Source organism: Paenibacillus sp. HJGM_3 (genome assembly GCF_045062745.1).
Taxonomy (GTDB): Bacteria; Bacillota; Bacilli; order Paenibacillales; family NBRC-103111; genus Paenibacillus_AA.
This window is the reverse complement of record NZ_JBJGED010000012.1, coordinates 1-23086: the sequence shown is the minus strand read 5'-3', so window position 1 is coordinate 23086 and position 23086 is coordinate 1. Positions and strand designations below refer to the sequence as shown.

Sequence of the window (23086 nt, the reverse complement as noted above, 5' to 3'; positions counted from 1 at the left end):
ATCGTCACTCGCTTTCCTAAAAAGTAAATGGATGCCACAAAGGCTCGCAGTTCCATGGATCGTAAGGGACCAGCTTGCCCGCTCTCGGATCCGGCTTCAGGAACAACTGCGCCCGATCGTTCAGCCAACTGGCGGTGAAGGAATAGGAACTGTTGGAGATGGCCATATAGTCGCATTGGCTTAACAAATAGAAATCCGGATAAAAGTCCGCCTCGGGCATGGAGACGTTCAGGTCCCAGGAAGTAACGGGATGAAAGGGCGTAAAGTCGGACCTGACGGCGTCCAGATCGTCGCTCGCGAGAAACAAAACCGGAGATTCCAATCGAGGCCAAAGGTCCGCCAGCACCTGCTTGTACCATCCGGAGGGCGTTGTGAATACATAGCAATCGGTTCTGCGGAGATGGATGCCGACGACCGTCTTGCCGAGCGATCTCAGCTGTCGGACCGCCGGCTGAAGCCGGTCCCGCACCGCCGGCGTGGGGACGAATAGAGATCGAATGAATTGTCGGTCGGGCGCGTAATACGATGTGTGATATTGAAAATAACCCCATATATCCACGTTGCTGAGAGGCGGGACTAAATGCGGGATGTGATCGTCTTGAGGGGCCTGCCAGCTTTGAGTGACCATCGGCCAAGCTCTTGAGATCGGAGGGTCGGCGCAACCGAATAGATACCTGCCGATCCATGGGGAGGTTTCGACCCGGAGCCCGTGACGTTTGGCATACACTCGAAGAAACGCATACTGAAACAGCTGATTGCCGAATCTCCCATTCGCTCCCAACGTAGACATCGCTAGAACGGGCAGCTCGGATCCATTCATTTTTTGCAAAGCTTCCTGGCTTCCCGCTATACCTGCGACGATCTGGTAGCGGGTTAATCCGGATCGGAGCAAATGCAGATGTCCTTCCAAGCCTTCCGCTTCGGGCTCACGTTCAAGAAACTCCCTATATAGTTCAGTCACGAAGCCTACATCATCCAATTGAAACAGTTCCCGCAATCGGTCCCCACAACTCATAGGTCTCACCGCCAGTCTTTCGGTATATATGTGAACCGGCAAAGCAAAGCGAATCCTCCAGCCCCAATTCGTGGACAGTGAAAAGCTTAATCAAGCTGGAGGATCCGCGCCGCTATCCCGGGACTTTACAGCCTTATCTTCCCCGATGATACAGCTGCGCCGCTTCCGCGCTTTGCACAATGCCGGATACAATCCCTTGCTTCCCCATGCCTCCGGCAAGCAACTGCACATGTCCGAGCAAGCCTTCCTCTTCCGGCTCCCGGTTCAGCAGCTCTTTGTAGGCTTCTGCCACGAACGCCGGCCCTTCTTTTTGATACAAATGCTGGAGGATGTCGGCGATTCGGATGTCCGATTCCTTCATTTTCTTCACGATGCATTGATTATGCTGAATGGATCTGATTTTATAGGAAGGCGGCAGCTCGGCCACGAATCTCGTAGGACCTTCCCAGGAAGGGACATCGTCAAATACGATGTAGCCCCCCTCTGCCACCATAGGGCTCCATCTCTCGAAGTCTTCTTTGACCGCCGGATAATCGTGGCAGGCGTCTATGAACAACAATCCTATGGGCAAGTTTTTGGGAAACCGGTTGGACACTTCCACCGTATCGCCTTGAATCGCAATCACGCCCGGATAGACGCCGGCGTTGGTCAAATTCCGTCGAAACTCCTCGAACAGCTGATTTTCCTTGTACCCGCTTAACAATTGTTGATGCCCTTCCTCGGTAGCCGTGCCCTTCCATGTATCCACGGCGTACACGACGCCGTCCCCTCGATCCATTACCGCATGCGCCAACCAGACGGTTGACCTGCCTTTCCACGATCCGAGCTCGACTACGGTGCCGTTAGGCGTATGGAAGCGTACCAGTTCATACAGCTTCGCGCCCGCCTCATCGAACACCCAGCCTTGGATCGGCGCCACCTTCTGTTTGATTTCCGATATCCGCTCTTGAATCGTCATAGCGAACCTCCGTTTTTTTAGGGTCTTAATACCGATATAGCTCGCGCGCTTCCTCGCTGCGCATAAAAGATTCAACCGTTGCCAGCTTGGACTTGCCCGTGCTGAGCGCCTGCAGATGATCCTGGAGTCCCGGTAGATCGGGTTCCCGGCCTAACAACTCCCGGTACAATTTTTTTATATAATTAAATCCGTCCCTTTGAAACGCAGTTTGCAGAATATCGGCGATCGTTCGTCCCGCCGGTTCTACGCCCATCCGGTCCAACAGCCGTATGACGGAGAGAAAATCAACATCGATGTTTGCTTGCGAATTCGTATTCTCAGGGGGGACTGCCCCATTCCCGACCAAATAATAATAGTCGATCCCCGCCTTCTCGCATAAGGACCAGTAGCAAGCATTCACATATTCGGGAGCGAACAGCTCCAGCAGCTTCGTCCCCGGTTTGCAGAAGACCAGATTGGCCAATCCGGCTCCATGCGGGGATACGATGACTTGAGCCGAGGAGAAAAGGGCGGCCTGCTCCAAGACGGACATTCGATCAAGGACGACCTTCCGAAACCCGTACCCTTCCAAGACATCCAGAAGATCGTCTTCGTGCTCAACTCTGCGGTAGTTAACATCTTCACGGCTGATAAAGATTCGATCATATCCTGCAGCCGCAGGCGCACGCCCCTCCACCATCAATTGGCGGAAAGCTCGGCAGAGCCATTTCGGCGGGTTGCCCATATAACCGGCCATGGACGGCACGACCAGCATTTTGGCCCGGATATGGGTACCTTCCGTACAATCGATGACCTTGTCGGGAGGAATCCCCATCGCGGCAAGCGTTTCGTCTTGGAACCTCAGATGCTTGCGCCGGCTGATCACATATCGGTCAATCTTCATCCCGCTCCGTCTCAACAGCACGACACGGATCAGTACATCGAACATCCAATGGTAGTAATTTTGGCTTACGTCGGAAGTAAGCACCGCCACCGTTTCCGGGATATAGGTCGCCCTCGGCAGCTCCGTCTTGCTGTGCAGAGTATGGACCCTCGGCTTGACGAATTCCACGGAGACATCCCAGAGCAGCTTGTGGTCCGGGGTTAGCACGGACCCGTTCGCCCCTACAACCCTGCCGCCCGGCACGAATGCGACGAATTGCTGCATCGGCCGGCTGCATGACCGGACAATCTCGAACATCGGGTGTTCCCGGGATTCGATCGTTTGGGGTTGAGTGACAAGCACGCTTTCTTCATTAGGAAACTCCATGTAACCCGCATGCTCGGAACAGCCCATCACGGATTGCCACCATTCGGCGGTGGTCCAAAACGTACCCTGCACCGGGAGCGTATCCCGCAACCCGCTGCGGGCAATGAATTCCTCGCTCACAAGGAATCGGGCAACCAGATCATGGCGCGATAGGCCTCCCGCTAATAACGATGTATAGTGGGCCAGACCTCCGGGATCCGGGTCGCGTTCGAGAATTTCCCTGTAAAGCTCCGTCACGAATCCTCTGTCGTCCAAACGGAAAAGGGACTGTAAAATAACAGCGCATCGACTCATACGTGACATCCCGCCCTATTCAGCAAGACTTGGACTTCATTCAGATCGATGTCGTAATCGGCACCGTGCTGCCCATGGACGGCGGTCCCAATCAAGTAATAGTAGTCCAGCCGCATACTGCAGCTTATGTGCCAATACAACGAAAGAATGGCAATAGGAGAGAACAGCTCGATCACTTTCGTACCGGGGCTGCAAAATACCAGATTGGTAAGACTTGCTCCGTGTGGGCTGACGATCACGTCCGCAGATGCGAACAACCTCGCTTGATCGGAGACGCTCAACTTCTCCAATTGGATAACTTGAAAGCCATAGGCTTGCAAGACGGCGGCCAGCTGCGGCTCATTGCGGATCCGCCGTGAAGTAGAACCCGCCCGGCTTATATACAGTTTGCTCCGGCCTGGTGCGGGGTGGACGTGACGGTCGAGCATGAGTTTTTGACGAAGAAACAGACATGCCCAGAGCGGGGGCTTTCCCGCAAAACCCGGCATAGAGGTTACCACAAGCTTGTCGGCTTTGATATGGGTATCCGGCCCGCACTGGATCAGCCCAGAGCGAGGAATCCCAAGCGCATTCAGCGTCTCTTGCTGAAAGGCGACTGATGGGTCTGAGCTGATTAAATAGGAGTCGACACGGATGCCGCTTCGTCTGATCAGCTCGAACCGGGGAAGGACATCAAACATCCAATGATAATAATTCGCATGCCAGGGGATCGAAACCGAAGCGATCGTTTCCCTTCGGTAGGTCATGGGCGGGAGCTTCGGGATGCTCATCACGGGATGAAGTTCAGGCGTGTGGTTGCTGTAATCGGCGCAAACGTCCCATAGCAGTTCGCCGTCCGGCGTGATGACCGATCCATGGTGGCCTACTACCCTGCCGCGCGGGACAACGCCGACAAATTGCGGCCAATCAATCGGAATCCGAAAGTTTTGGTGGATTTCGGCACTCGTTGTCTTGGGTTCGACCGGTTGGTCGTATGCGTGCCACTCGAATAAGGTGCAAGAGCCTGTACCGGATTGGTGAACCCAATTTATCGTCGATGCAAGCGATTTGTTGGGCGGAGCGAGGTCATCCAAACGGTTGCGGTCGCTGCACTCCGGGCTTTGAAGGATTTTGGCCACAAGCGTCATCTTGCTCATTCCCCCAGCCAAGAGCTCCGTATGATGAGCCAGTCCGTCGGGATCCGGCTCGCGATCCAGCAATTGCCGGTATACTTCCGATACGAAAGCTTCACCTTCCAGAGCAATGAGCTGTTTGAGGATCCCGTTAATTCGCAAAGTTGGTCCCTCCTCCCACAAACTAGCGGCGATAGTATAAGTTTTGCGCCTCTTGGCTTAGCATGATTCCAAGGACTATGTTAATTTTAGGCATGCCGGAAGCCATCAAATTCACGTGATCTTGCAGGCCTCCCGGATCCGGCTCCCGATTAAGGAATTCCCTGTATAATTCGGTCACGAACTCGTGCCCTTCCAATTGAAAGATCATTTGCAGCTTTCTTGCGATTCTCATCCCGATTCCTCCCGCTTCAATTAGAGGTAAGTTTCAAAACAAGGTGAACCTGCCTTCGCTAATGCAGCCCCATCATGGCCAAGGTACCCGATAAACCGCGCATATTCACCACGATATCCTCATTGCCGAAATTATGAATGGACGACTCTCCGTCACCCATTAAGTAGTAGTAGTCCAGCCCCGCCTGCTCGCTAAGAATCCAGTAGCAAGGGTGCACGTACTTAGGCGAGAAGATTTCCAACAATTTGGTCCCTGGCGTGCAGTAGACTAGATTGGCCAATCCGGCTCCGTGCGGGGACACGATGATCTCTGCCGAGAGGAAGATCCTCGCCTGCTCCGTGACCGTCAGCCCTTCCAATTCAACGCTGCGAAAGCCATAGTTTTGCAGCAATCGGAACACGTCCGGCTCATTCAGCATTTTCCGCCGGGGCGCCCGAGAGCGGCTGATGAAGATCCGCTTGAATTCATTCACCGGCTGAAGTCCGCGATCCAAGACGATGCGCTCGCGAAGCGCTTGGCAGAGCTGCTTCGGCATATGCCCCGTATAGCCGGCCATAGAAGGAACGACGAGCGTCTCCGCTCTCAAGTGAGTGCGGGCGTCACATTTGATCAGCTTTTCCTTCGGGATACCCATGATCGCCAATGTTTCGTCTTGAAAGGAGAAGTCGCCGCCACGGCGGCTGATTGCATATTTGTCGATCGGAATTCCTGTGCGGCGCAGCAGCTCGATCCTGGTTAGCACATCGAACGTCCAGTGATAGTAATTGTAGCTCGCGCTCGAGGTGAGAACGGCAACCGTCTCGCTTGTATACCTCACGGGCGGGGTGCGTATTTCCGAGAAAATCGAATGATCGAACCCTCCCTTGTCGAAATCAATGGAAACGTCCCACAGAAGCTTGTTGTCCGGGCTGATCACCGCCCCTTTTTCCCCAATCACTCGTCCGCCCGGAATAACGGCAACGAATTGCGGAGGCGGCATGCTGGTTTGCCGAGTCATTTCAAATTTCCATTTGAACGAAACGTCCTCTCCCTTCGGCTGGGATCGGAGCCCCTCTTGCCCGCAATCGAAGCTCTTGTAGGAAGCGTTAATCCCGCTGGGAGGCAAGTGGAGCGTATCCACCCAATCCAGAGTCGAGCGATAAAGCTCCGTGGGGGGTGGCAGCTCTTCAAAGCCGTTGCGTTCCATGCTTTCCGGACTGCGCAGCAATCTTGCAACCATCTCGAGCTTGGGCATTCCGGCTGCCAGCAAATCGACATGGTGCTGGTGGCCGCCCGGATCCGGTTCGCGGCATAGGAGCTCTCGGTACAGCTCGGCAATAAAGGCATGGCCGTCAAGCTGCAGGACCTCGCGCATGACTTCTACGATTCTCAACCAAGCTCCCCTCCTTCAGTAACCGGGTTGTACTAGGTTTTTCATTTGGGGTAAGCTAGCCTTCACTAACACCGGCAACCGATTGCTCGCATCACTTGCTCGACGGCTCCGATAGGAATGGAATAATCCTCGTACGAGAGATTAGATGCGGCAACGCCAACCAAATGCCAATACTCCAGCTTCATATGCCCGCTTATGATCCAGTACAGTCCGTTGATGTAGTTAGGCGACAACAGCTCCACAATCTTCGTGCCCGGCTGGCAAAAAATCAGATTGGTCAACCCGGCCCCGTGCGGGGAGACGATCATCTCCGCCGAAACGAATAACTGGGCTTGCTCGGCCACGCTTAATCGTTCGAGCCATACGGTGGTGAACCCGAAACTCTGGAGCGTCCCGGCCAGCTCGGCTTCGTTGAGAATACGCCGATAACCGGCGCCCGAGCGGCTGACGTAGATTCGGCGCCGGCCGGGTAAAGGCTGGATGTTCCGATCGACCATCAGCTTTTGACGAAGAAACCGGCTGGCCCACTCCGGCGGATGCCCGGAATATCCGGCCATCGAGGAAACGACAAGTTGTTTAGCCTTCAGGTGTGTCTCTGACCGGCAATTGATCTGCAGCTCGATCGGAATCCCCAGCGCGTGCAGCGTCTCGTCCTGGTAAGGATACACTCCGTCACCGCGATTGATCATATAGGCGTCGACGTGGATCCCGTATCGTCTCAACAGCTCGAACCGGGGAAGCACATCGAACATCCAATGGAAATAGTTGTAGGGCCCGGCCGTTGTTACAACGGCGACAGTATCGGCCCGATAGGTCATGGGAGGGAGCCGCCGAAGCTGCAGAACGGAATGGCTCTCGGGCGCTATGTTGTATTCCGCCGAAATATCCCACAGCAGCCTCCTATCCGGCGTTAGGACCGACCCATGATTTCCTACCGCCCTCCCCCCTGGAACGATACAGACGAACTGCGGCCATGGCGTGCGCTGCCTGAGGTAATCCTGGAAGTTGTCCAAATACCGGTCGTCGAGTCCTCTCGGATGCGCCGGAACCGGATAAGGCCCCGACTCGATCGGCATGTATCGGGCGGAGGCAAGATTCGCATGCTTGTACCAATCCTCCACCGCCCTGTACCAACCGGTCGGAGGGGCTTCGTCATTCATATGATTGCGGTCGATGGACTCCGGACTTTGCAAAATCCGGGCTGCCAGCTCCAGCTTGCTCATGCCGGCCTCGAGAAGCTCCGTATGATGGGCGTGTCCGCCCGGATCCGGCTCGCGGTCCAGCAATTGCCGGTACAGCTCCGCTACGTAAGCGGCGCCTTCTAGAGACAAAAGCTGCTTCAGGTTATCCGAGATACGCATGCGGATGGCCTCCCCCGAGCCGCGAGTCTCACGGCGATAATACTAGTAACCCCGGCTGTACAGGCTTTGCGCCTCCTGGCTCATCATAATGCCGAGCACGATATTAATCTTGGGCATGCCGGAAGCGAGCAGGTTCACGTGATCCTGAAGGCCTCCCGGATCGGGCTCCCGGTTCAGGAACTCCCTGTATAGCTCGGTCACGAACTCATACCCTTCCAATTGAAAAATCATTTGCAGCTTTCTTGCGATTCGCATATCGATACCTCCAGACAATAAGGAGTCGAACACATGAAAGGTTACTTCCGTCGTGTTGTCCCAAGAAAAATCGGCTGCGCGCCGTTCTCCGCTTCGGATCAGTCTCTCCCGGGTCGAAGGGTCCTGGACTTCAACCAGCTTGGCCGCAATATCGAAGGGATCCTCCGGGTCGAACAACAGCGCGCTATCTCCCGCGACCTCCGGTAGGCTGGCGGCATTGGAGCATACGATAGGCAAACGCGATTTCATCGCCTCGACAAGCGGGATCCCGAACCCTTCGAAGAGCGATGGGAAGGCAAGGAACTCCGCATTCCGGTATAAATAAGGGACTTCCTCCTGAGGGACATACCCGGTGAAATAAATTTGAGCGCCGAGTCCATGAGCCTGAATATAGTGCTTGATCTCCTGAATGTACTCCTTGGCTTCGGCAGACAATTGCCAATCCCCGGTAAATACCATCGAGACCGTTCGTTTGTCCCGGTCCCGGAGCACGACAAGGGCTCTTAACAGGTTCAAGTGATTTTTGTGCGGCCAGAAGTTGGCGGGGTACAAGCCGTACCGCTCCGGCAGCCTGTATTTGGCCTTGACAAGACGATTCATTGGCTCGTCGGGACGGGCCTGGAACACCCGGTCGGCATCGGAATGGACGGCATGGATACGATCGTCCGGCAGTCCGTATTGTTCGATCAGCGTCTTCTTCGAATATTGCGAGACGGTTAGAATGGCGTCGGCATACCGGGCGGACATCCGGAGGTAGCGGTTCCGGCTCTGCAACTCCGCAGGGGAGAAGAAACGAGGGTAAATTTCATGCTGGATATCGTGAATCGTCACTACAGTCGGAATGGCCGCATAGGGTTCCACCACCGCCAGAGGACAAAACCAGATGTCGAGTTCCAGTACCCGGATCCAGTGGTGCAGCTGCGAATGCAAGTCCCGATCCGTCCTGACTACAATCTTTCGCAGCTTGCCGTTCTCCTCCCGGAATGTGGAGGTATTGTCCGGATGGAGGAACAAATACATTTCGCAATTTGATCGTTTGCGGACAGCAAACTCGATCAGATTCCGAACGTATTGCTCCGCCCCTCCGATCCGGCCCGGACGCAGATGCACCAAGTGAACGCCGATCTTCATCGGCTCCAGTCCTTGTACCAGGCGATCGTGCGCTTGAGCCCGGTGAGCAAGTCCGTCCGCGCCTCGAATCCGAACGCCGCCTTGGCCCGCGACGTATCCAGCCGGCGCCGCGGCTGCCCGTCCGGCTTGGACGTATCCCAGACGATGCCGCCCCCGAAGCCGGTCAGCTCCTTGATCGTTTCCGCCAACGCGCGGATCGAGATCTCTTGCCCGGAGCCGATGTTCACCGGCTCGATCTCCTCATAGTCGCGGGCCGCCATGACGATGCCTTCTGCCGCGTCCTCGGCGTAGATGAATTCCCGGGTGGCGCTGCCCGTCCCCCATAACGTGACAGAGTCGTCTCCCCTGGCGCCGGCTTCGAGAAACTTGCGGATCATCGCAGGAATGACATGAGAGCTTTCCAAATCGAAGTTGTCGCCGGGGCCATACAAATTGACGGGCAGCAAGTAGATGGAGTTCGTCCCGTATTGCTGCCGGTACGCCTGCAATTGGACAAGCATCATTTTCTTGGCGAGCCCATAGGGGGCATTCGTCTCCTCCGGATATCCGTTCCACAGCTCCTCTTCCCGGAACGGAACTGGCGTATGCTTGGGGTAAGAGCAGATCGTCCCGATGGCTACGAATTTCTCCACCCCGAACAAGCGCGACTGCTCGATGAGCTGGGTCCCCATCATCAGGTTGTCGTACAGAAACTTGCCGGGGTTTTTCTGATTCGCCCCGATCCCGCCTACGACCGCCGCCAAATGCAGAATCAGATCCGGCTTATAAGTATGCAGCATGCGGACGATGTCCGCTTCCACCCTCAAATCGAACTCCTTGCTTCTCGGGACGAAGACGAGCCCGCAACCCAGCTCGTGCAGCTTCATGACTACGTGCTGCCCGAGAAATCCGGATCCCCCGGTCACGACGATACGTTTGTGCGCAATATCCATAGGTCCCTCCCGACTATTCGTCATTCAGCCAAGCGATGGATCGCGTTCGGTTCCAATATCATATGAACCGGCTGGTCCGAAGCAACCCGAACAGCTATCCAAATGCACTCCGTTCCACGCCCAAACCTTCCAGCCGAAACCCGAGCGCTTGCAGGGCCGGCGGGTGAAGGAAATTGCGCGTATCCAGAATATAGGGCTGGCGCATGGCGGCATGCATGCCGGGCCAATCGAGCGAGCGGTACTCCTCCCAATGCGTCAGCAGCAGGAGCGCGTCTGCGCCGTGGGCCGTCTCTTCCGCCTTGCCGCAGTACCGGACGGACAGCTCCGGGTAATACCGGCGGAACATCTCCATCCCTTGCGGATCGTGGACGCGGACCTGGCTGCCGAATTCCAGCAGGGCCCGGATCATGGCAGCGGCTTGGGTCACGCGGGCGTCGTCCGTATCGGGTTTGAAAGTGAGGCCCAGGATGCCGACCCGCTTGCCGTTCAACGTCTTCAGCCGACGCCGCAGCTTGTCGATGCAGTAGCGGTGCATGCGCTCGTTCGAGGCGATCGCCGCTTCGACCAGACTCAGCTCGCAGTCGTAGTGCCTCCCCAGCAGAGCGAGCTCCTGCGTATCCTTGGGAAAGCAGCTGCCGCTCCAGCCGCTCGACACTTGCAGGAATTTGCCGCCGATCCTGGAATCGAGGCCCATGCCGTGGGCGAGCTCCAGCGCGTTTGCGCCAACCGCTTCGCACAGGCGGGCCATTTCGTTCACGTAGCTGATCTTCATGGCGAGGAACGCGTTCGAGGCATATTTGATCAGCTCCGCCGTTCGGACGTCGGTCTCGAAATAAACGGTCGCCGGGGCTGCCGATAGCAGCCGCTCGTACAGCTGGCGAAGGACGGACCGGGTTCGGTCATGACCGGTGCCGACCACGATCCGGTCCGGCCCTAGCACATCGAGTACCGCGAACCCTTCCCGCAGAAATTCCGGATTGCTGGCCACGGCAAAATGCGTGCCCTCCTGCAGACCGGACGCCTCTTCGACGAGGGAGGCTACGAGATCAGCCGTTCCGACGGGAACGGTCGATTTGTTCACGATCACCGTGAACCGCTCGCCGTTCAGGTGCTCGCCGATCCGCCGGGCGGCCGCCGCGACATAGGTCGTATCGGCGCCGCCGGACGGGGTGGACGGTGTCCCTACCGCGATGAACACCACGTCCGCATCGCGGATCCCGTCATAGGCGGTTGACGCGAACAGGCGGGTACCGGCATGCCGGGCGATGAGCGTCTCGAGCCCCGGCTCATAGATCGGGCTTTGCCCGGCGTTCATGAGCTCGATCTTCCGCGGGTCGATGTCGACGACGGTCGTATGGTGCCCCCACTCCGCGAAGGCCGCGGCGGTGACGGAGCCGACATAACCCGCTCCGATGCAGACTACATTCATGGCTTTTCCCCCTCGCGCATAGCCTGCCGGTAAGCGTCGACCGTGAGCTTAAGCCCTTCCTCGAGCCCGATCTTCGGAGTCCAGCCGAGCAAGCGGACAGCCTTGTCGATCACGGGCCGGCGTACTTTCGGATCGTCTGCGGGCAGCGGCAGGAACTTGATGGCGCTGGCCGAACCGGTCAGCCGCTTGACCAGGCGGGCCACTTCGAGAATCGAATACTCGGCCGGATTGCCGATATTGACGATCTGGCCTTCCGCAGCCTCCTTCTCCATCAGCAGCTGCAGGCCGGCCACCGTATCGTCGACGTAGCAGAAGGAGCGGCTTTGGCTGCCGTCGCCGTACACCGTAATATCCCGCCCTGCCAGTGCCTGGGTTACGAAGTTGGAGATGACGCGCCCGTCGTCATTTCGGAGCCCGGCCGAATAAGTATTGAAAATCCGTGCCACGCGGACCCGGGTTCCGTACAAGCGATAATATTCGTAGCAGTACACTTCGCCCAGCCGTTTCGCCTCGTCGTAACAGGCTCTCGGCCCCCATGTATTGACATTGCCGCGATACTCCTCCGGCTGCGGGTGGACCTCAGGATCGCCGTACGCTTCGCTCGTGCTGGCGTAGAGCAGCCGGGCGCCGTGATGCCGGGCCAGCTCCAGCATGTGCCGCAGGCCGGTCGTGTTGGCCTCGATCGTGGCGATCGGATGGGCTTGATAGTAGACCGGGGAAGCAGGCGACGCCAAATGGTAAATCTCCGTCACCCGCCCCGGGTCTAAGTCCGCGAGCGCTTCAAGCGTCGAGGGAACCGTTACGTCGCCGAGGACGAGACGGAAATTGGCATAGCCGGCGAACGGCTTGATGTTCGACTCGCGGCCCGTTGAGCCATTATCGATGCCGACGACTTCCGTGCCGGCCTCAACAAGCCGCCGAGCCAGATGGGAACCTAGAAATCCGGCGGCGCCGGTGATGACGGTAATCCCCATGCTCCTTCTTCCCCCCACTCACAGATTGTCGGCGCGCAGAACCGGCGGGGCGACGATCCACTCGCCGTGCTCGTGGCGCTTCAAGTCCTCCTCCGACACGGAGGCTGTCTCCCGGCGGGTCATGTTCCACGCCGACAGGGCCATGTCTCCCATGAAGCGGTGGAGCCGCCCGGATTTGTATTGATACTTCGCCCCATCCGGGGAGCTCAATAATGCTCCCTCCGCGAAGGGCCGGTCGCCGCCGGATCCCGCCCCGTGGACGCGTTCCTTCACCTGGGCGGCGCTAACGCTCGGGCCGATCGGCCAGTTCGCCAGATCGATCTGGGACAGCCTCGTATACGGGAGGCCGGTCTCCGACTCGACCGGATGGCGGACTCCCCGTTCGATCCAATACAGGGTCGGGGCCGCTCCACGGACTAGTACACCGGTCGGATACATGTGCAGCATACCGACCGATTCGGCGATGGCGACGGGGGTAGGCAGCAGCGTATTCTGTTGGCCGGCCCACTTATTCGCGTAGAATGCGGAATTCCTGCCGTTCACTTCCTTCAGCTGCGAGCCGAGCGTTCTCATGCTGACGCTGCCGTAGTGGTGGATGAACGTGTCCTTGGCCACGACCAAGTCGAGGCCGAGCAGCCGGACACGCAGCCCAAAGTCGTCGTCCTCGAAATTCCCCACCTCGAAGCCTTCGTCGAGATACCCGACCCTCCGGAACGTCTCCCTGCGCATAAGGACGCAAAACCCGGTCAACCGCCCGGTAATCGTCCACTTCGACGGATCCGTCCGGTTGTACTCGCCGGCGAACGCCTGCATCTCTTCCATCGTCCGATAGCGGGTCGGGATGAGCTGCACGTCGTTGCCGATGTAGTTCGTCACCGGGCCGACCAAGCCGATCTTCGGACTCGAATTCAGCACGGCGAGCAGATTGCCGAGCCAGCTCCGGGTCACGACCGTATCGTTGTTCAATAGCAGGATCGTCGTTCCCTTGGCCATCATCAGCCCCTGGTTGATCGCACCCGCGAATCCGGCGTTGGTCGGATTCAGCCGGACGCGCACCCGGCCGGCCATCGACCGCAAGTATTCGGCCGTCCCGTCTTCCGAAGCGTTGTCGACCACGATAATTTCGTGCGGCAAGTCGGTGTACGCTTCAATGCTGGCGATACACTCCCTCAGCACGTCCAGCTGATTGTAGGTAGGGATCACGATGCTCGTACCCGGGAAAACGGCTTGAAATGTCTCGAAGCCCGCTCTTCGGCCGTTCTCGATCCCCCTGGCCGTGCCGTCCCGATAGCCATGCTCGCGCCCCAGGACGGCGCCCGGCTTCGTGCGCTTTCGTTTCCTGCCCTTCATGATGGTTTCTCTCCCTTCTTCCCTGCGGGGCCGAAAATACGGAAGAAGCGCTAGCGGTAGGGAGCTTCCCCGAGCATCATCCGATCGGCCAGGTGTCCGAAATCGATCGCCACCTTGCCCAGCTGCCCAGCGATCTGCTGCGCGATCAGTACGGCCGCGATTCCCGCGGACACCAGGGCAATATCGAAATGGATCGGCTCGATCTCCTTCATGACCCGCGGGACGTCCTTCACGCCGTTCACCGGCGCAATCGCTCCGACTACATGGACCCCATACGGATGCAGCCATTCGGCGAACGCAGGCGCCTTGTCCCCGACGAGCAGCACCTTTCTCCGGTCCAGCAGCCGGCCGAGGAAACCCCGCTCATAGAGCTGATAGTTGATCACGGACGACGTAAGCTGCATACCGGAGATGTCGATGCCGTGGGCCCGGAAAGCCGCCGACAGCAAGGGCTGGAAGTTGGGCTTCCGGGAAATGGGAATGCCTACGAGATGGGCGCCTCGGATGGCGTTGGCCAGTGCATTCCGCGCTTCCAGATCAGGGACGTCAACCCCCGCGTAGGGAAGAAAATGCCCCTCCCGCTGCACTTGCTCCACGCTCATCGCCGCATCCTGTGCGAGCGCCAGCGCTTCGCCGTCTCCCAAGCGCACGACGGATAGGGGGGCATGGCCGTCCATAGCGGCCATCAGCCTCTCGAATACCGCTGCGGGATCGGCTAGCGGACGGCCATGGGCCGGAATCAGCTTTTCGACGCCGGCTGTGACGACATCTTCCGCTTTGCAGTTGGGCAGCGTCATGAGCGGAGGCAGCGCGGCTTCCACGATGCCCTCGCCACCGGCATACAAACCTTGGTTATACCCCGATTCGTAGCCATTCTGATATTCCGCCTTGTTCAAGGCCTGGGCGTGCTTTAGCGCGTCGCTATACCCTTCGTCATAGCCTCGATTGGCCGGCGCATGCCGTTTTCTCGTAGCACGACGGATTGCTTTAATTTTTTTCCTCTTAACCTTCCCCTTCCTTGCTATTTTGCGCACCCTCATCGAGCCCCCCTCCTATGTCCATACCGCTTGGAGCATTTGCTGCAGCCTCGCGAGAAAGGTATGCTGCTGAAGCGTTCTGGAGAGCCCCCGCAGCGCGATCTGCCGTCTCTCCTCTTCATGGTAGAGAAAGTAATCCAGCTTATAAATCAAATCCGAGGTTGACGAGAATGTGGAGACTTCATGCCCCGCCATGTACAGGCTGTGAAGATCGTCCCGAACGTCCGTCAGTTGGAAGGCTCCGCTGCTGCAAATATCAAAGGTGCGCGGATTGACGGAAAGCGCCGGTATGGCGAAGCTGTTCTGATTGATCGAGGGATCGCCGGGCTCACGATGGAGGTTCATGACGATTTTGGCGCCGCAGTAGTACTTGAGCGTCTCCTGCGGGGTGAGCCAGGCTCCGAGGCGGATCTTATCCTTCAAGCGGGAATAATTCTTGAGTCGATCCCACCAATAGCCGACGATGACCACATTCCGTTCGGCCAAATAATCGGCGATGCTGTCGAAGAGGGCGACCCGGTTCCAATAGGCCGTTCCTAAGAAGCAAATCTCCGAGCGGTAAGCCGGCTCCATCTTCGAAGGACGGAAGACCGCAGTACTCGTGGCGAACGGCAAATAGTAAACCTGCGGGCAGCCCAGCTCATTATAAAACTGCACCATGTTGAGCTCGCTCGTGAACACATAATCGTAATGCAGGGAGACATGGACGGTCACGTCCGTGTAATAAGGATCATCCGGAAACCAGACGGCGGTTTTCACACCCAGGCTCCGGATCGCATCCACCCTGTCGACGGTAACCGAATGGACGCAGTCCAGCACAAGCACGAGATGCGGACGCCATGCCTGGACGAGTCCGACTATATCGTCTGTGGGCACGCAGTGCCGCACTTCGCGAACGAGACTGCCCAGTGCTTCCACAATGCCGTGATCGATTGGTACATAGGGAAGCCCGTTATTGGAGCCCACATAGAGAACGTTGAGCTCCCATTTAATGGGGCTGACCCGCGGCGTATTGCTCAGGATGGCTTCGCACCTGCCGTGATGGTAGCCGTAACTCAGTCCATCGGTGTAGCCGTCTCTTTTTCCTTCCGTTTCGGCAAAATGATGTTGGTTCGTCTTCACCGGTCTTTCCTCCTTCTCCTGTTGCTCCAGTAATGGGCTCACCTGTTCCGCGTCCGCCAGTCGAAGCCGATAGCCGGGTCGTCGTAAGCAATCCGGTATTCATCGGGCGCAGACGGATCGTAAACTTCATTGGTGAAATAAACGATGGTCGCCGGCTTCTCGCCCAGCACACGGTACCCATGGGCGACGCCTCTCGGGATAAACAGCAAATAGGGGTGGTCTTCCCCCATGTAGTACACGGCCGTCTGCCCAAGGGTCGGGGAATCCGTACGCATGTCGTGCAGGACGACTTGGGCATGACCGGCCGGAAAATACCAAATGTCGTCTTGGTGCCGGTGATAGTGAAACGCTTTGATGACGCCGGGGTACGATAGGGAGATCGAAGCTTGCCCGAACTTCCCGAAGATGGCGTCGTCTTCCCGGAGCAGCTCCATGAAGAAGCCCCGGTCGTCATAATGCTTCACGAGCGGTTTGACTTGCACGCCGGCAAGGCTCATATCCGGATCAGCTCCCCTCGGATAAACTCTTCCAACGCTTCGCGCCAGCCTCGCAGCCTCGGCAGCCCGTTCAACCGAATGGCCATGGAGTCCAAGACGGAATACGCGGGACGCGCTGCCTGAGCCGACAACGGTTCGGTCAAGATAGGCGTGATCGGCACATGCTCGGCGTCCAGCAGTCTGGCGATCTCGGCCGCCCATTCGTACCGCGAGCAGCCGCCTTCGTTCGACGCGTGGTACACTCCGTATTGCTCCTGTTCCATCAAGCGGCTGATGAACACGGCCAAATCGAGCGTGTATGTGGGGGAGCCGAACTGGTCGCTTACGACGGTGAGGGGGAGGCCGCTTCGTAGTCGCGCCACGATCTTCGTGACGAAATTGTCGCCGTGGAGCCCATAGAGCCAGGATGTGCGGACGATGAAATGGCGGTCGCAAAAACGCTGCACCATGTTCTCGCCCGCCCACTTGGAGGCGCCGTATACGCTGATCGGCTTCGGACGGTCGAACTCGTTGTACGGCGCCGTCTTCTCTCCGTCGAATACGTAATCCGTACTGACGTAGACGAGCTTCGCCCCCGTCTTCCGCGCCGCAACGGCCACATTCCGCGCTCCGAACGCATTGACGAGAAACGCCGTTTCCGCTTCGGCTTCGGCGAGATCCACCTTCGTATAGGCGGCTCCATGCACGATGATGTGCGGCTCTATCTCTCCCAGCAGCTGCAGCACGCGATCGTGGTTCGTAACGTCGAGCTCCCGGCGTCCGAGTGCAAACAGCTTGTGCGAGGGACCCAGCACCCGAACGAGATCACGCCCGAGCTGGCCCTCTGCCCCTGTAATGACGATTCTCACGATGAGTCCCCCTTGCCGTTGTCATTCTTCATGGTTGCGGCTTGCCCGATGGGTCCGCCAGGCCGGCCAGCCAGTCGGCGGATGCCGCATACCAGGCGATCGTTTGCCGGATTCCCTGTTCAAACGCGTACTTCGGACTCCAGCCCAGCTCCCGTCGAAGCTTCCCCGCATCGATCGCATACCGGCGGTCATGGCCCGGACGGTCGGGTACGAAGGCGATGCGCGTATCGGGAAGGCCCAACTCCTGCAGGATGAGCCGCGCTACCTCCAGATTGGTCCGTTCACCCGATGCGCCTACGTTGTACACCTCGCCCGGGCGACCCTTGCGCAGCACCAGATCCAGCGCCCGGCAATGGTCCTCCACATGCAGCCAGTCACGCACATTCAGCCCGTCGCCGTACAGCGGAAGCGGCCTATCCTGCAGGGCTCGGAGGATGAGGAGCGGGATCAGCTTCTCCGGATGTTGGCGCGGCCCGTAATTGTTGGAGCAGCGGGTCGTCATGACGTGCAGTCCGTATGTCTCCCAGAAAGCCCGCGCGAGCAGATCGGAGCCCGCTTTGCTGGCGGAATAAGGGCTGTTCGGCGCAAGAGGGCTCGATTCGGTGAACAGACCCGTCGGTCCCAGGGAGCCGTACACTTCGTCTGTGGAGACGTGCAGGAAGCGACGAACCCTTGAGCGGCGGGCGGCCTCCAGCAGCACATGGGTGCCCAGGACGTTCGTCTGCACGAATCGATGCGGATGATCGATGCTCCGGTCGACGTGTGTCTCCGCCGCGAAGTGGACGACCGCCTCCACTCCTTCGCCCAGCAGCTCTCCCACGAGAGCCTGATCGGTAATATCGCCCTGGACGAACCGGTAGTTGGGCGATGCGGATACATCCGCCAAATTGCCGGGATGGCCGGCGTAAGTCAGTGCGTCCAGATTGACGATGTTGAGCTCCGGATAACGCTCCAGCATATACCGGATGTAATTGCTCCCGATAAATCCGAGTCCGCCCGTCACGAGAACGTTCCGCATCATGAAGACCCTCCTCGCAGGTACCGGCCCGAGGCCTCGTGAAGCGATTCGAACGTGCCGGCATCCGTCCACCAACCCGAGATGAGGTTGTAGCTGAGGTCGCCCTTCGCGGCGTACGTATTGTTCACGTCCGTAATCTCCAGCTCCCCGCGGGCGGAAGGACGGATGCCCCGGATGACGTCGAACACTTCGCTGTCGTACATGTACAGCCCGGTGACGCAGTAATTGTTTTTCGGTTGGGCGGGCTTTTCTTCTATGAAGACAATGCGGTCGTTTTCGAACACCGGCACCCCGTACGGTCTCGGATCGGCGACTTCCTTCAGGATTACTTTGGCACCCCCGGATTGCCGGTCGAATTGCTGCACATAAGGAAGAATCGGCTCCTCGAACAAATTGTCCCCCAGCAGAACGGCCAGCTTCTCTCCGGAAGCGATGAACGGTTCCGCTTGAGCGAGCGCTTGGGCGATGCCGCCGGCGTCGTCCTGAACGCTGTACATCAATCGAACCCCCCACTCCTTGCCGCTGCCGAACAACTCGATGTAGGCTCCGGCCGTTTTCTGGGCCGTTACGAGCAGGATTTCCGTAATGCCGGCATCCCGGAAGGTTTTGACCGCGTAATAGATCATGGGAAATCGTCCGACAGGGAGCAGATGCTTGCTTGTGATTTTCGTGAGCGGATACAGTCGGGTTCCATGGCCTCCCGCCAAAATAATGCCTTTCATTCCGCTGCCTCCTCTCCTAACCGACTAATGAAAGGCTCGAGGATCGACGCCCCACTTCTCCGTGAACAACCGGCGATTCCGCTCGATCAGAGCTTCGAGCTGCCCGGGGTCGCGTGTCAAAAAGCTGGATCCTCCGTAATGATGCACGTAGGCGTCCCCGGCGATCATGAGCCGATAACCGGCCGTCCTGGCCCGATAGCAATAATCGTCGTCCTCGTAGTGGCCCGGCGAGAAGCGTTCGTCCAGTTCGCCGATCCGGTCATAGAGCGCTCTAGGGAACAGCATGCAAAAGCCGATCAATCGGTCCACGGAAGTCCACCGGCTCGGGTCGGGCGCGTACTGACGAGCGGACGAGGCGTGCATTTCATCTATCGTCTGGTAGAAGGGCTCTACCTGCTGGCGGCCGCTCGCATAATTGGTGTACGGGCCCACGATGCCTACGGAATCGTCATCGCGCAAGCAGCGCTGCATATGCGTAAGCCATCCATGCGTCACGACGGTATCATTGTTGAGCAGCACGAGCTCCTCGCCGCTCGCCATCCGCAGCCCCAAGTTGCATGCCTGGGGAAACCCTCGGTTATCCGGCAGCGAGAGGAACTTCACCTTCTCCCGCATGCACAGGGAGAGCGAGCCGTCGGTCGAGCCGTTGTCGACTACGATAATCTCGAAGGGAACGGTCGTGTATTGGCGGATCGAGGCGATACAGCCTGCGAGCAGATTCGCTCCGTTGTAGTTCGGGATAATGATGCTGGTCAAGCTCAACCCGATTCCCCCCCTCTCGCCGCGTTTCGGTCCCGCATCCGATCCGGAGTATGGAGACGGGGACCGGCCTGCTTCGTCAACCGCACCAACGCCTCGACGTGATCGCCGATAATGAGTCCGGCTACTTCATTGTTAAAGCCCATATTGTTCTTCCGCGGCCGGTTGTTGCGGATGACATCTACACTCGCGGGCGCGGTCACCTTCAGCCCTTCCCGGATGGCGAGCGCCTGAGCGTACGGGGGGACGGCGAGCCGCGCGGGCCCGATCGCGCGAATCGCGCGCCGGGACAGGACATGCGGGACCGCCGTCATTGAATTGGCGGCGAGATCGGCGCGGCCGAGCGCCCGATTCAAGAACTCCTTCATCACTGTGACCGAATCGCGATGGGCGAACAGGCCGAGGAACGGATCGATGTCGTTCAATGCCACGTCCGCCCCCCGCTCGATAGACTGCAGGAAAGGGATCAGCTGCTCCGCGCGTACGGGCATGTCGCCGTCCAGGAATACCACCATCTCGGCATCGGTCAACTTCGCGCCCAGCGCCCGTCCAACATCGTGGCCTAGCGGTTCGTCATAATGCACGATCATGGCATTCGTCGATTCCCTGGCTATGGTGAAGCTCGTATCGGAAGTCCCGTTGATAACGATGATGCAATCGTCTACCGGCAGCCGTCCCACTTCCCGCAGGATGAAAGGCAGCGTGGCTTCTTCATTCATTACGCTAATGACGACTGCGACCGACTTGGCCGTAGGCAGCAGTACCGTATCGTCCCGCACGGCTCCGATCACGCTGCCGAAACCTTTCACGAAGCGGGCAGCCGCCGCAATATGCGCCTCGGCCGGCCAAAGCCGGTTCTGACGCCATTCGTTCCACAACCGGTTCATCCATTGGTGCGGATCCGTTCCATCCGGAACCGGGTGGCGGTTTGCCAGCTCCCGACCCGCTTGGGCGGCCAGCGCCGCCCATTTGGAAGCCAGGGAGGCAGGATTCGTCTTCCGGGTGCCGCCGATCGTTCTACGCGGCGCCTGGAGCCATCTTCGGATTCGCTTCCGCGCACGGATTCGGCTTCGCCCTTGTCCGCGGGCCCGAATCCGGGAGGCTAGCGCCCCTCTTCTTCGCTGCGGGCGCGACCGTCTGCTCGTTTTCAAGTGTCGGTTCATCTACTTCACCAAATCTCTTTGCCGGATCAAATCCGGATAATTCGCCCGCTCGTTCGTGGCCTCCGCCAGCCAATGCATCGCTTCGATGTGATCCCCGACGATCAAGTCCTCGAGCGGATCCTTGCCGCGCGACCGGCGCCGCCGGATCGGATTCAGCCGGCCGACATCGATCGGATGCACCGCCTTAACGGTTAACCCTTTGGCTACGCCCATCGCCTGGGCGAGAGGAGGAACGGCCAGCGCCTCGAATCCGATTCGCTCGAGGGCGCTCCTGCTCAAAGCGTGCGGGATCGTCGTCATGGACGCTCCCCCGAGATCCGAACGCATCAGGGCGGTATTCAGCGCATGCTTCGCAAGCACAACGCTGTGCACGCGACGTTTCGAGGTCGGGCCCGAGTATTCGTTGAGCGCTACGTCCACCCCGGCCCCCACCGCTTCCACGAACGGCTTCATTTTCCCGGCCGGGATTACGATGTCGGCGTCGGTGAACAGGACGATGCTGCCCCGAGCATGCCGTGCCCCGACGCTGCGACCCACGTCGTGCCCGAGGGGGCGGTCGTAAGGAATGACGCGAGCCCCCAGCTTCGCGGCCAGTTCCTTCGTCCCGTCAGTGGAGCCGTTCGCGACCACGATCACTTCCGTATTCGGATGGACGCGGAACGCTTGCCGGATCACTCCGCCGATCGTACGACGTTCGTTGACGGCCGGAATAACGACTGAGACAGTCGGAGATGCCGCCACTTTCGAAGGGGCGGGCCCGCTTCTTCCTGCGAGCGATTTTCTGCTAATGCGTCTTGGCTTCAACCTCTTCCTCACCTCCGGTACTGTGACGGGCTATGTCTCTACAACCCATCTTATGTACTTTCATCCCGTTGGAAAGGGCGTGAGTGGATGGAGGGCAAAAAGGGCTCCGCAATCGCCTTAGCGCGTGAGGTGGGAAGGCAAGCAGCGAGAGAGAGCCGCTGTCCTTGTGTACTTCGATTTCGGATGCTGTCGATTCATTGTGGATCGTATCATTTCGAGCTTAAGAAGCCCTTTCGTGAATCCGAATAACGAGTAGTTCGATTTTGCCCAACTGGAGCAGGTGCCTAAGGGAAGTCCACGCTATGCAGTTCGATTTTGCCTAATTAATTGGCGGCATTCCAGGGTCCGTGTTCTAAACGTGCGCTCCAATTCGGCGAATCATAACTAGAGCTCGTCCAAATGAAATCTAGACTTCTGTAAGTTGGCGAAATCAAACTAAATCGCGTTTGTATCGATTCGATGAGCCGTCCACAATTAATCGACCGCCTCCGGAATGTTTCCGACTCCCTGCCATAGACAAAGCAAAAACACCCTTTCGCAAGCGAAAGGGTGTCGGTTGTTGGCCGGATGCCCGGCCTAAGCTTTACGGCCGATGGCGATCCAGTGAACGATTCCGGCGAGCTCCGGCGAGAAGCGGGTCCGCAATAAGCTGAACGTAGCTCCGTATGCCGTTTGTTCCCGGAGGGTGACGCTGTACGCCTCATGATTCGACATCGCGACGATCACATAATTCATATCTGCGAACGGCTCTTCGAACGAGACGCTGAGCTCGATGCGCTCATCCTGCATCCCGAACCGGAACGGCGCGATGCCGAATTGCTGCAAGGCGCTCCGGGTCGCGGACGACGTCTGGATCGGAGCGAAGCTCAGCTTCTGCGGCGAGACGGAGCCGTCCGAGAGATGGCCGGACTGTATAGCCTCAGGGGCGATCGCTTGCGAGGAGACTGAGCCGTCCGCCAATTGGGCGGCGCCAACTGAGCCTTCGGCCAAGTGGCTGGCGCTCACGGCTCCGTCCGCCAATTGGGCGGTACCCACCGAGCCTTCGGCCAGGTGACGGGCACTCACCGCACCGTCGGCGAGTTGGGCGGCTCCTACCGAGTCTTCTGCCAGGTGACGGGCACTCACCGCACCGTCGGCGAGTTGGGCGGCTCCTACCGAGCCTTCTGACAGGTGGTTGGCGCTCACGGCTCCGTCCGCTAATTGGGCGGCTCCCACCGAGTCTTCTGCCAGGTGACGGGCACTCACCGCACCGTCGGCGAGTTGGGCGGCTCCTACCGAGCCTTCTGACAG

General features: G+C 58.6%; 22 protein-coding genes. All 22 read right to left on the bottom strand.

Annotation, left to right across the window (positions count from 1 at the left end; all coding sequences use genetic code 11):
- Positions 1 to 16: 16 nt before the first annotated feature.
- Positions 17 to 1015: an alpha-1,2-fucosyltransferase gene (locus tag ACI5FR_RS14840; RefSeq protein ID WP_405455488.1), complete on the bottom strand. Its 999-nt coding sequence runs from the start codon at positions 1013 to 1015 to the stop codon at positions 17 to 19.
- 133 nt (positions 1016 to 1148) lie between these two features.
- A complete protein-coding gene (locus ACI5FR_RS14835) occupies positions 1149 to 1973 on the bottom strand; it encodes a class I SAM-dependent methyltransferase (RefSeq protein WP_405455486.1) in 825 nt (274 codons plus the stop codon).
- 25 nt (positions 1974 to 1998) lie between these two features.
- Positions 1999 to 3516: a glycosyltransferase 61 family protein gene (locus ACI5FR_RS14830; RefSeq protein WP_405455484.1), complete on the bottom strand. Its 1518-nt coding sequence runs from the start codon at positions 3514 to 3516 to the stop codon at positions 1999 to 2001.
- Complete coding sequence (locus ACI5FR_RS14825) at positions 3513 to 4790, bottom strand: glycosyltransferase 61 family protein (protein WP_405455483.1); 1278 nt, start codon at positions 4788 to 4790, stop codon at positions 3513 to 3515. The genes ACI5FR_RS14830 and ACI5FR_RS14825 overlap by 4 nt, the downstream gene beginning before the upstream one ends.
- Positions 4791 to 4812: 22 nt before the next feature.
- Positions 4813 to 5022 (bottom strand): DUF4214 domain-containing protein, encoded by a 210-nt coding sequence (locus ACI5FR_RS14820; RefSeq protein WP_405455481.1) that lies wholly within the window; start codon positions 5020 to 5022, stop codon positions 4813 to 4815.
- A 58-nt stretch (positions 5023 to 5080) separates the two neighbouring features.
- Positions 5081 to 6394 carry a glycosyltransferase 61 family protein gene (locus ACI5FR_RS14815; protein ID WP_405455479.1) on the bottom strand — a complete coding sequence of 438 codons (1314 nt, stop codon included), beginning with the start codon at positions 6392 to 6394 and terminating at the stop codon, positions 5081 to 5083.
- Positions 6395 to 6459: 65 nt separating this feature from the next.
- Positions 6460 to 7755, bottom strand: a complete 1296-nt coding sequence (locus tag ACI5FR_RS14810) for a glycosyltransferase 61 family protein (RefSeq protein ID WP_405455477.1) — start codon at positions 7753 to 7755, stop codon at positions 6460 to 6462.
- A 42-nt stretch (positions 7756 to 7797) separates the two neighbouring features.
- On the bottom strand, positions 7798 to 9141 hold the full coding sequence (locus ACI5FR_RS14805) for a glycosyltransferase (RefSeq protein WP_405455475.1): 1344 nt from the start codon (positions 9139 to 9141) through the stop codon (positions 7798 to 7800).
- Positions 9138 to 10073: a GDP-L-fucose synthase family protein gene (locus ACI5FR_RS14800; RefSeq protein ID WP_405455473.1), complete on the bottom strand. Its 936-nt coding sequence runs from the start codon at positions 10071 to 10073 to the stop codon at positions 9138 to 9140. The genes ACI5FR_RS14805 and ACI5FR_RS14800 overlap by 4 nt, the downstream gene beginning before the upstream one ends.
- A 94-nt stretch (positions 10074 to 10167) precedes the next feature.
- Positions 10168 to 11502 carry a UDP-glucose dehydrogenase family protein gene (locus ACI5FR_RS14795; protein ID WP_405455471.1) on the bottom strand — a complete coding sequence of 445 codons (1335 nt, stop codon included), beginning with the start codon at positions 11500 to 11502 and terminating at the stop codon, positions 10168 to 10170.
- Positions 11499 to 12476 (bottom strand): NAD-dependent epimerase/dehydratase family protein, encoded by a 978-nt coding sequence (locus ACI5FR_RS14790; RefSeq protein WP_405455469.1) that lies wholly within the window; start codon positions 12474 to 12476, stop codon positions 11499 to 11501. The genes ACI5FR_RS14795 and ACI5FR_RS14790 overlap by 4 nt, the downstream gene beginning before the upstream one ends.
- Before the next feature lie 18 nt (positions 12477 to 12494).
- On the bottom strand, positions 12495 to 13826 hold the full coding sequence (locus tag ACI5FR_RS14785) for a glycosyltransferase family 2 protein (RefSeq protein ID WP_405455467.1): 1332 nt from the start codon (positions 13824 to 13826) through the stop codon (positions 12495 to 12497).
- 50 nt (positions 13827 to 13876) lie between these two features.
- Complete coding sequence (locus ACI5FR_RS14780) at positions 13877 to 14866, bottom strand: GT-D fold domain-containing protein (RefSeq protein WP_405455465.1); 990 nt, start codon at positions 14864 to 14866, stop codon at positions 13877 to 13879.
- A gap of 12 nt (positions 14867 to 14878) precedes the next feature.
- Complete coding sequence (locus ACI5FR_RS14775; RefSeq protein ID WP_405455463.1) at positions 14879 to 15985, bottom strand: CgeB family protein; 1107 nt, start codon at positions 15983 to 15985, stop codon at positions 14879 to 14881.
- Between the two features lie 38 nt (positions 15986 to 16023).
- Positions 16024 to 16482 (bottom strand): dTDP-4-dehydrorhamnose 3,5-epimerase family protein, encoded by a 459-nt coding sequence (locus ACI5FR_RS14770; protein ID WP_405455461.1) that lies wholly within the window; start codon positions 16480 to 16482, stop codon positions 16024 to 16026.
- Positions 16479 to 17330, bottom strand: a complete 852-nt coding sequence (gene rfbD, locus ACI5FR_RS14765; protein ID WP_405455459.1) for a dTDP-4-dehydrorhamnose reductase — start codon at positions 17328 to 17330, stop codon at positions 16479 to 16481. Before rfbD ends, ACI5FR_RS14770 begins: the two co-directional genes overlap by 4 nt.
- Before the next feature lie 28 nt (positions 17331 to 17358).
- Positions 17359 to 18348, bottom strand: coding sequence for a dTDP-glucose 4,6-dehydratase (gene rfbB / locus ACI5FR_RS14760; RefSeq protein ID WP_405455800.1), 990 nt, complete (start codon positions 18346 to 18348; stop codon positions 17359 to 17361).
- Positions 18348 to 19070: a sugar phosphate nucleotidyltransferase gene (locus ACI5FR_RS14755; protein WP_405455457.1), complete on the bottom strand. Its 723-nt coding sequence runs from the start codon at positions 19068 to 19070 to the stop codon at positions 18348 to 18350. Before ACI5FR_RS14755 ends, rfbB begins: the two co-directional genes overlap by 1 nt.
- A 24-nt stretch (positions 19071 to 19094) precedes the next feature.
- Positions 19095 to 19832, bottom strand: coding sequence for a glycosyltransferase family 2 protein (locus ACI5FR_RS14750; RefSeq protein ID WP_405455455.1), 738 nt, complete (start codon positions 19830 to 19832; stop codon positions 19095 to 19097).
- On the bottom strand, positions 19829 to 20980 hold the full coding sequence (locus ACI5FR_RS14745; protein WP_405455453.1) for a glycosyltransferase family 2 protein: 1152 nt from the start codon (positions 20978 to 20980) through the stop codon (positions 19829 to 19831). Before ACI5FR_RS14745 ends, ACI5FR_RS14750 begins: the two co-directional genes overlap by 4 nt.
- Before the next feature lie 12 nt (positions 20981 to 20992).
- A complete protein-coding gene (locus ACI5FR_RS14740) occupies positions 20993 to 21796 on the bottom strand; it encodes a glycosyltransferase family 2 protein (protein WP_405455451.1) in 804 nt (267 codons plus the stop codon).
- A gap of 576 nt (positions 21797 to 22372) precedes the next feature.
- Positions 22373 to 23086 (bottom strand): WIAG-tail domain (locus tag ACI5FR_RS14735; RefSeq protein WP_405455449.1); only part of this gene is annotated, 714 nt, incomplete at its 5' end.

Bases quoted from the DNA above. Each gene is read 5' to 3' on its own strand.
- ACI5FR_RS14805 (WP_405455475.1), bottom strand. From the start codon at position 9,141: ATGAAGATCGGCGTTCACTTGGTGCATCTGCGTCCGGGCCGGATCGGA.
- ACI5FR_RS14755 (WP_405455457.1), bottom strand. From the start codon at position 19,070: ATGAAAGGCATTATTTTGGCGGGAGGCCATGGAACCCGACTGTATCCG.
- ACI5FR_RS14780 (WP_405455465.1), bottom strand. From the start codon at position 14,866: ATGAGGGTGCGCAAAATAGCAAGGAAGGGGAAGGTTAAGAGGAAAAAA.
- ACI5FR_RS14830 (WP_405455484.1), bottom strand. From the start codon at position 3,516: ATGAGTCGATGCGCTGTTATTTTACAGTCCCTTTTCCGTTTGGACGAC.
- ACI5FR_RS14795 (WP_405455471.1), bottom strand. From the start codon at position 11,502: ATGAATGTAGTCTGCATCGGAGCGGGTTATGTCGGCTCCGTCACCGCC.
- ACI5FR_RS14835 (WP_405455486.1), bottom strand. From the start codon at position 1,973: ATGACGATTCAAGAGCGGATATCGGAAATCAAACAGAAGGTGGCGCCG.
- ACI5FR_RS14785 (WP_405455467.1), bottom strand. From the start codon at position 13,826: ATGAAGGGCAGGAAACGAAAGCGCACGAAGCCGGGCGCCGTCCTGGGG.
- rfbB (WP_405455800.1), bottom strand. From the start codon at position 18,348: ATGCGGAACGTTCTCGTGACGGGCGGACTCGGATTTATCGGGAGCAAT.
- ACI5FR_RS14800 (WP_405455473.1), bottom strand. From the start codon at position 10,073: ATGGATATTGCGCACAAACGTATCGTCGTGACCGGGGGATCCGGATTT.
- ACI5FR_RS14840 (WP_405455488.1), bottom strand. From the start codon at position 1,015: ATGAGTTGTGGGGACCGATTGCGGGAACTGTTTCAATTGGATGATGTA.
- ACI5FR_RS14820 (WP_405455481.1), bottom strand. From the start codon at position 5,022: ATGAGAATCGCAAGAAAGCTGCAAATGATCTTTCAATTGGAAGGGCAC.
- ACI5FR_RS14790 (WP_405455469.1), bottom strand. From the start codon at position 12,476: ATGGGGATTACCGTCATCACCGGCGCCGCCGGATTTCTAGGTTCCCAT.
- ACI5FR_RS14770 (WP_405455461.1), bottom strand. From the start codon at position 16,482: ATGAGCCTTGCCGGCGTGCAAGTCAAACCGCTCGTGAAGCATTATGAC.
- ACI5FR_RS14810 (WP_405455477.1), bottom strand. From the start codon at position 7,755: ATGCGTATCTCGGATAACCTGAAGCAGCTTTTGTCTCTAGAAGGCGCC.